We start from the raw sequence: 6,176 nt of genomic DNA, 5'->3' as shown, positions 1-6,176 counted from the left end.
ATTTACGGAGACCACACACCAGCCGCAAGAGGGAAAAATGCGATTGTCGCAAAATTTTTGCGCAGGACTGAAACCATCACGAAATCTTGGGGTTGGCGCAAGATTGACCACAAGAAACCCCGCTGTTCGGCAATAATCTTGCCAGCGCGTCGCAGAAAACCGCAGTCAGACCGAGGCTGCCGCCCGTCGCGGGCTGCGCGGCACCAGCCGCAGCGCCAAAAGCAGCAGCGCAAGGCCCGCATAGGCGATCACTTCGGCCGTCCAGACCTTCGACAGCAGGACCAGATGCAGCACGCCAGCCAGAATCGCCACATAGCTGAGGCGGTGCAGACGCCCCCAGACAACCGGTCCAAGCCGCCGAATCGCGGAATCGGTCGAGGTCGCAGCCAACGGCAGCATGGCAAGGAACCCGACCATGCCCAGAATCACATAGGGCCGCTTCACCAGATCTGCCGCCATCTCGGCCCAGCGCAGGCCCATGTCCAGCCAGACCCAGGCCGCCAGATGCAGTGATACATGCACGAAGGCCAGAAGACCCAGCGCCCGACGGAAGCGGATCAGGTTCAGCCCGACCCGACGCAGGGGCGTGACCGCCAGCGAGGCCAGAAGGAATTGCAGGCCCAGTTCGCCCAGACGATGCTCGATCGCCTTGACCGGATCGACCCCAAGGCCCCCTCTGACCGCGGCCCAGACCAGAAACGCCAGCGGCAGGCAGCCAAGCCCATAGACGGCCCAGGTCGGCACCCGCCGCACCAGGGCATTCGCACGCTGCATCAGTAATCCACCGCCAGATCCTGCCCGGCGTAAAGCCCGGCCACCTCGGCCTCGTAGCCGTTGAACATCAGCGTGTCCTGCCGTCCGGCGAAAAGGCCCGCGCCTACCCTCCGTTCGCTGGCCTGGCTCCAGCGTGGGTGATCAACCTTCGGGTTCACGTTTGCATAGAAGCCGTATTCCTGCGGCTGCAACATGTTCCACGTCGTGGGCGGCATCCGGTCGGTCAGGCTGATCCGCACGATCGACTTGATCGACTTGAAGCCGTATTTCCACGGGACCACCAGCCGGATCGGTGCGCCGTTCTGCTTCGGCATCTCCTCGCCGTAAAGACCGGTGGCCAGGATTGTCAGCGGATGCATCGCCTCGTCCAGCCGCAGCCCCTCGCGGTAAGGCCAGTCGATGAAGCGCGAGGACTGGCCCGGCATCTCTTCGGGCCGGACCAGCGTTTCGAAGGCCACGAACTTCGCCCCCGGCTGGACGCCGACCCGGTTCAGAAGGCCCGCCAGCTCGAAGCCGATCCACGGAATCACCATCGACCAGGCCTCGACGCAGCGGAAACGGTAGATTCGTTCCTCCAGCGGCTGGCCCTTCACCACATCCGCCAGATCATAGGTGCCGGGGCGTTCCACCAGCCCGTCGATCACCACCGACCACGGGTCCGTGGTCAGCGCCCCGGCGTAACGCTTCGGGTCGTCCTTCCCGGTGCCGAATTCGTAAAAGTTGTTGTAGCTGGTGATCTCCTCGAAGGTATTCGGCGTGGCGTCCGTAGAATACCGGCTGGGTGCTGCCTTGATCCGCGCCAGCGCCGGGCCCGCCATCAGCGCAGCCCCCCCACCGGCAATGATCTGGCGGCGGTTCAGCCACAGCTGCTTCGGCGTGACATCAGACCAGGTCAGACGGCGCATTCCAGCCTCCTTCGCTTTCGCCAGACTTGCGTCGAAAGCGGCAAAAGGCAAAGCAATCCACGTCACAACCGCGGGACAGCGCTGAAACATCCACGGCTTTGCGCCTCACTTCGGATGACCTTTGTTCACATGGTTTTGACTTGCCCGGCAAAAGGTCGCCGGCTTAGCGCGCCGTTTTCAGCGGGCAAGTGTAACTCACGGATTCGTATGGGTGATCCGGCATGGCATCCCGATCATATACCGTTCTGCCAATGACGGCATACCGATCATAACGGGAGTGACACCACATGATCCGCAGAACCTTTCTTGCGCTGACCGCCGCCACCGCCCTGACCATGCCCGCCTTTGCGGACGGACATTCGAAGGACATCGTCGACACCGCCGTCGCGGCGGGCTCGTTCAACACCCTCGCCGCCGCGCTGACCGCTGCCGGCCTGGTCGAGACGCTGAAGGGTGAAGGCCCGTTCACCGTCTTCGCGCCGACCGACGCCGCCTTCGCCGCGCTGCCCGCCGGCACGGTGGAAGACCTCTTGAAGCCCGAGAACAAGGACAAGTTGGTTTCGATCCTCACCTACCACGTCGTCCCGGGCAAGGTCATGTCGACCGACCTGACCGAAGGCATGACCGCCGCGACCGTCCAGGGCGCGAACGTGACCATTACCCTCGAGGGCGGGCCGAAGGTGAACGGCGCCGTGATTTCCGGCCCGGATGTCGAGGCCTCGAACGGCGTGATCCACGTCATCGACTCGGTCATCCTGCCGCCCGAAGGCTGATTTGGCAGACATGGGGCTTACCCCCCGGGAACGGACACCGCACCCTTCGGGGTGCGGTTTTCATTTCCAGGGCCGGCGCCTTCGGGTATCGCTTGCAAGGAAAAGTCCCGGAGGATCCACCGATGACCGACCGCCTGACCCGCGCCCTTGCCCTGATCGACGCGGCAAACAGCGCCGACCCTACGGCCGAGGAAGGCCTGCCTGCCGCACTGCTTTACGGTCAGCGGATGAGCCGGGAACTCGCGCGCCTCTTTCCCGACGCCTCCGAAATCCTGCAAATCGCCGCCCGTGGCCAGCACATTGAACGCTGGCTGCTGCCCCGCGGGAACTATCCCGACGGGAAAGAGGGCTATCTTGCCTGGCGACGGGAACAGGCCCGCCGCCATGCCGACCGGGTCTCCGATCTCATGGCCAAGGCCGGGTATGGCCAGGACGAATGCGCTCGTGTCGGCGTCCTGTTGCGCAAGGAAGGCCTGAAACGCGACCCCGAGGTGCAGGCGCTTGAGGACGTGATCTGCTTCACCTTCCTGCGCTGGTATTTCCAGCCCTTCGCCGCCAGCCGCGACCCGGCGGAAGTGGCCCGGATCGTCACCCAGACGGCTCGCAAGATGTCGGCCGATGCCCGTGCCCGCGCTCTGGCCGAATTCACCCTGCCAGAGCAGCTTGCGGCCGCCTTCCGGGTGTGACCGCCCCAGCACTTGCGCCTTGGCAAATGCTTTCGGGGGTTGGAGCGGTGCCCCCCATTGCCCGAGCCGGTTGGCCGGAACGGCCAAGGGCGGGATTGCGGGCCTGCGCCCGCGAGGGCGCTCGATTTCTGTCCCGGGCCCGGACCCCGGGACAGACCCCCTATTACCGGCGTATGCTTCCCCTGATTTCCGGGCTGGGGCAAACCAATGGAAAAGGGCCGGTGCTCCCGCACCGGCCCTTCTCGTTCGACGTTTCCGAAGCGCCCTAGTGGACCACGGCCACGCTGGGCCGCTCGCGGCGGCTGGCCACCACGCGCTCGCCGATGATCAGACCCTCGGGCCCTGCGGTCACGCGGATCGTCGAGCCGTCCATGACCTCGCCAGCCAGCAGCATCTCGGCCAGCGGGTCCTGCAGCTGGCGCTGGATCACCCGCTTCAGGGGCCGCGCGCCGAAGACCGGATCGTAGCCCTCGTCCGCCAGCCAGGCCTTGGCATCGGCATCCAGGTCCAGCGTGATCTTGCGCGCGGCAAGACGCTGTTCCAGCCGCTTCAGCTGGATCTCGACGATGCCGGCCATATCCGCCCGGTTCAGCCGGTCGAAGATGATCTGCTCGTCCAGACGGTTCAGGAACTCGGGGCGGAAATGCGCCCGGACTGCCTCCATTACCTCGGCCTTGGCCGCGCTGGAATCGGCGCCTTCCGGCAGTTCCGACAGTGCCCGCGCACCGAGGTTCGAGGTCAGGATGATCAGCGTCTGCTTGAAGTCCACGACCCGGCCCTGGCCATCGGTCAGCCGCCCGTCGTCCAGAACCTGCAACAGCACGTTGAACACGTCCGGATGCGCCTTTTCCACCTCGTCGAACAGCACCACCTGATAGGGCCGGCGCCGCACCGCTTCGGTCAGCACGCCGCCCTCGTCATAGCCGACATAGCCGGGCGGAGCGCCGATCAGCCGGGCGACCGAGTGCTTCTCCATGAACTCCGACATGTCGATGCGCACCATCGCATTGTCGTCGTCGAAGAGATATTCGGCCAGCGCCTTGGTCAGCTCCGTCTTGCCGACGCCGGTCGGGCCAAGGAACAGGAAGCTGCCCAGCGGGCGGTTCTCGTCCGACAACCCCGCCCGCGCCCGGCGAACGGCACGGCTGACGGCCTCGACCGCTGCTTTCTGGCCGACCACGCGCTTGCCCAGCTCCTCTTCCATGCGGAGAAGCTTTTCCTTCTCGCCCTCCAGCATCTTCGAGGTCGGAATGCCCGTCCAGCGTTCCACGACTTCGGCGATCTGCTCGGGCCGAACGGTTTCCGACACCAGCATCTCGCCGTCGCGGCCCTCGGCCTCGGCCAGCTTCTTCTCCAGCTCGGGGATGCGGCCGTACTGCAGCTCGCCAGCCCTGGCGAAGTTACCCTCGCGCTTGGCCTGCTCCAGTTCCGCGCGCGCTTGGTCCAGCTGTTCCTTCAGGCTGCGCGCGGCTTCCAGGGTGTCGCGCTCGGCCTGCCACTTGGCGGTCAGCTCGGCCGACTGCTGCTGCAGCTCGGCCAGCTCCTTCTCCAGCTTCTCCAGCCGGTCCTTCGATGCCGCATCGTCCTCCTTCTTCAGGGCCTCGGCCTCGATCTGCAACTGCAGGATCTGCCGGTCCAGCGCGTCCAGCTCCTCGGGCTTGGAATCCACCTCCATCCGCAAGCGGCTGGCGGCCTCGTCCACCAGGTCGATGGCCTTGTCGGGCAGGAAGCGGTCGGTGATGTAGCGGTGGCTCAGCGTCGCCGCGGCAACCAGGGCCGAGTCGCTGATCTTAACCCCGTGGTGCAGCTCGTATTTCTCCTTGATGCCGCGCAGGATGCTGATCGTGTCCTCGACCGTTGGCTCCTCGACGAAGACCGGCTGGAAGCGGCGGGCAAGGGCTGCATCCTTCTCCACATGCTTGCGGTATTCGTCCAGCGTCGTTGCGCCGATGCAGTGCAGTTCCCCCCGCGCCAGCGCCGGCTTGATAAGGTTCGCCGCATCCATCGCGCCTTCGGACTTGCCCGCACCGACCAGGGTATGCATCTCGTCGATGAACAGGATGATCTCGCCGGCGGCAGCCTCGATCTCCTTCAGGATGGCCTTCAGCCGCTCCTCGAATTCGCCGCGATACTTGGCCCCGGCGATCAGAGCGCCCATGTCCAGCGCCATCAGCCGCTTGTTCTTCAGGCTTTCCGGCACGTCGCCATTGACAATACGAAGCGCAAGACCTTCCGCGATCGCGGTCTTGCCGACGCCGGGCTCGCCGATGAGCACCGGGTTGTTCTTGGTGCGCCGCGACAGCACCTGCATCGCGCGGCGGATCTCCTCGTCGCGGCCGATGATCGGGTCGATCTTGCCGTCCCGCGCCTGTTCCGTCAGGTCGCGGGCATATTTCTTCAGGGCCTCCATCGTGTCTTCCGACGAGGCGCTGTCCGCCGTGCGGCCCTTGCGGATGTCGTTGATCGCGGCGTTCAGCCCCTGGGCCGTCACCGCCCCCGCGGTCAGCGCGTCCTTCGCGCGCGTGTTTACCAGCGCCAGCGCCGTCAACAGGCGTTCCACCGGAACGAAACTGTCACCCGCCTTCTTGGCGACCTGCTCGGCCTCGTCCAGCACGCGCACGAGGCTCGGGTCGATATAGGTCTGCCCGTCGCCACCCGAAACCTTGGGTAGCTTGGCGATTGCGGCATTGATCGCCTCGTTCACCCGCTCGGGGCTGCCCCCGGCGCGGCGGATCAGGTTGGCGGCCAGCCCCTGGTCATCGTCCATCAGGGCCTTCAGCAGGTGATCGGGCAGCACACGCTGGTGGCTTTCCCGCATCGCGATGGTCTGGGCGGCCTGAAGGAAACCGCGCGACCGCTCCGTGAATTTCTCCAAATTCATCGGCAATTCTCCTCTCATGAAGCGCCCTGACGGCGGTGCCCGGATCTCCAGCGCATCGCAAAGGGCCTTGGGCCACAGGTGGGCGCGGTCCACGGGCTTTGCAATCCCCGTCGGCAGAAAAACCGCCATCGGCAGCTTCCCGCCCCGTCGGCAGGTT

5 protein-coding genes are annotated in these 6,176 nt (G+C 65.5%); 2 read left to right on the top strand and 3 right to left on the bottom strand.

Annotation, left to right across the window (positions count from 1 at the left end; translation table 11 throughout):
• Nucleotides 1–165: 165 nt before the first annotated feature.
• Together msrQ and msrP are read right to left on the bottom strand one after the other, a co-directional pair.
• Nucleotides 166–774, bottom strand: coding sequence for a protein-methionine-sulfoxide reductase heme-binding subunit MsrQ (msrQ, locus tag EZM81_RS13655; protein WP_136646097.1), 609 nt, complete (start codon nucleotides 772–774; stop codon nucleotides 166–168).
• A complete protein-coding gene (gene msrP / locus EZM81_RS13650; RefSeq protein ID WP_136646096.1) occupies nucleotides 774–1,679 on the bottom strand; it encodes a protein-methionine-sulfoxide reductase catalytic subunit MsrP in 906 nt (301 codons plus the stop codon). The genes msrQ and msrP overlap by 1 nt, the downstream gene beginning before the upstream one ends.
• A 287-nt stretch (nucleotides 1,680–1,966) precedes the next feature.
• Between msrP and EZM81_RS13645 the strand changes: the two genes are divergently transcribed.
• A complete protein-coding gene (locus EZM81_RS13645; RefSeq protein ID WP_135450621.1) occupies nucleotides 1,967–2,452 on the top strand; it encodes a fasciclin domain-containing protein in 486 nt (161 codons plus the stop codon).
• A 122-nt stretch (nucleotides 2,453–2,574) separates the two neighbouring features.
• Nucleotides 2,575–3,138, top strand: a complete 564-nt coding sequence (locus EZM81_RS13640) for a DUF4202 domain-containing protein (protein WP_136646095.1) — start codon at nucleotides 2,575–2,577, stop codon at nucleotides 3,136–3,138.
• Nucleotides 3,139–3,403: 265 nt separating this feature from the next.
• On the opposite strand, the gene clpB is transcribed toward EZM81_RS13640, so the two are convergent.
• A complete protein-coding gene (gene clpB / locus EZM81_RS13635) occupies nucleotides 3,404–6,019 on the bottom strand; it encodes an ATP-dependent chaperone ClpB (protein WP_136646094.1) in 2,616 nt (871 codons plus the stop codon).
• Between the last annotated feature and the right edge of the window lie 157 nt (nucleotides 6,020–6,176).

This window comes from Tabrizicola sp. YIM 78059 (assembly GCF_004959785.1).
Lineage (GTDB): Bacteria > Pseudomonadota > Alphaproteobacteria > Rhodobacterales > Rhodobacteraceae > Tabrizicola > Tabrizicola caldifontis.
The sequence above is the reverse complement of the archived record's forward strand: the minus strand, read 5'-3'. Positions and strand labels throughout refer to the sequence as shown.

Bases quoted from the DNA above. Each gene is read 5' to 3' on its own strand.
- msrQ (WP_136646097.1), bottom strand. From the start codon at position 774: ATGCAGCGTGCGAATGCCCTGGTGCGGCGGGTGCCGACCTGGGCCGTC.
- msrP (WP_136646096.1), bottom strand. From the start codon at position 1,679: ATGCGCCGTCTGACCTGGTCTGATGTCACGCCGAAGCAGCTGTGGCTG.
- EZM81_RS13645 (WP_135450621.1), top strand. From the start codon at position 1,967: ATGATCCGCAGAACCTTTCTTGCGCTGACCGCCGCCACCGCCCTGACC.
- EZM81_RS13640 (WP_136646095.1), top strand. From the start codon at position 2,575: ATGACCGACCGCCTGACCCGCGCCCTTGCCCTGATCGACGCGGCAAAC.
- clpB (WP_136646094.1), bottom strand. From the start codon at position 6,019: ATGAATTTGGAGAAATTCACGGAGCGGTCGCGCGGTTTCCTTCAGGCC.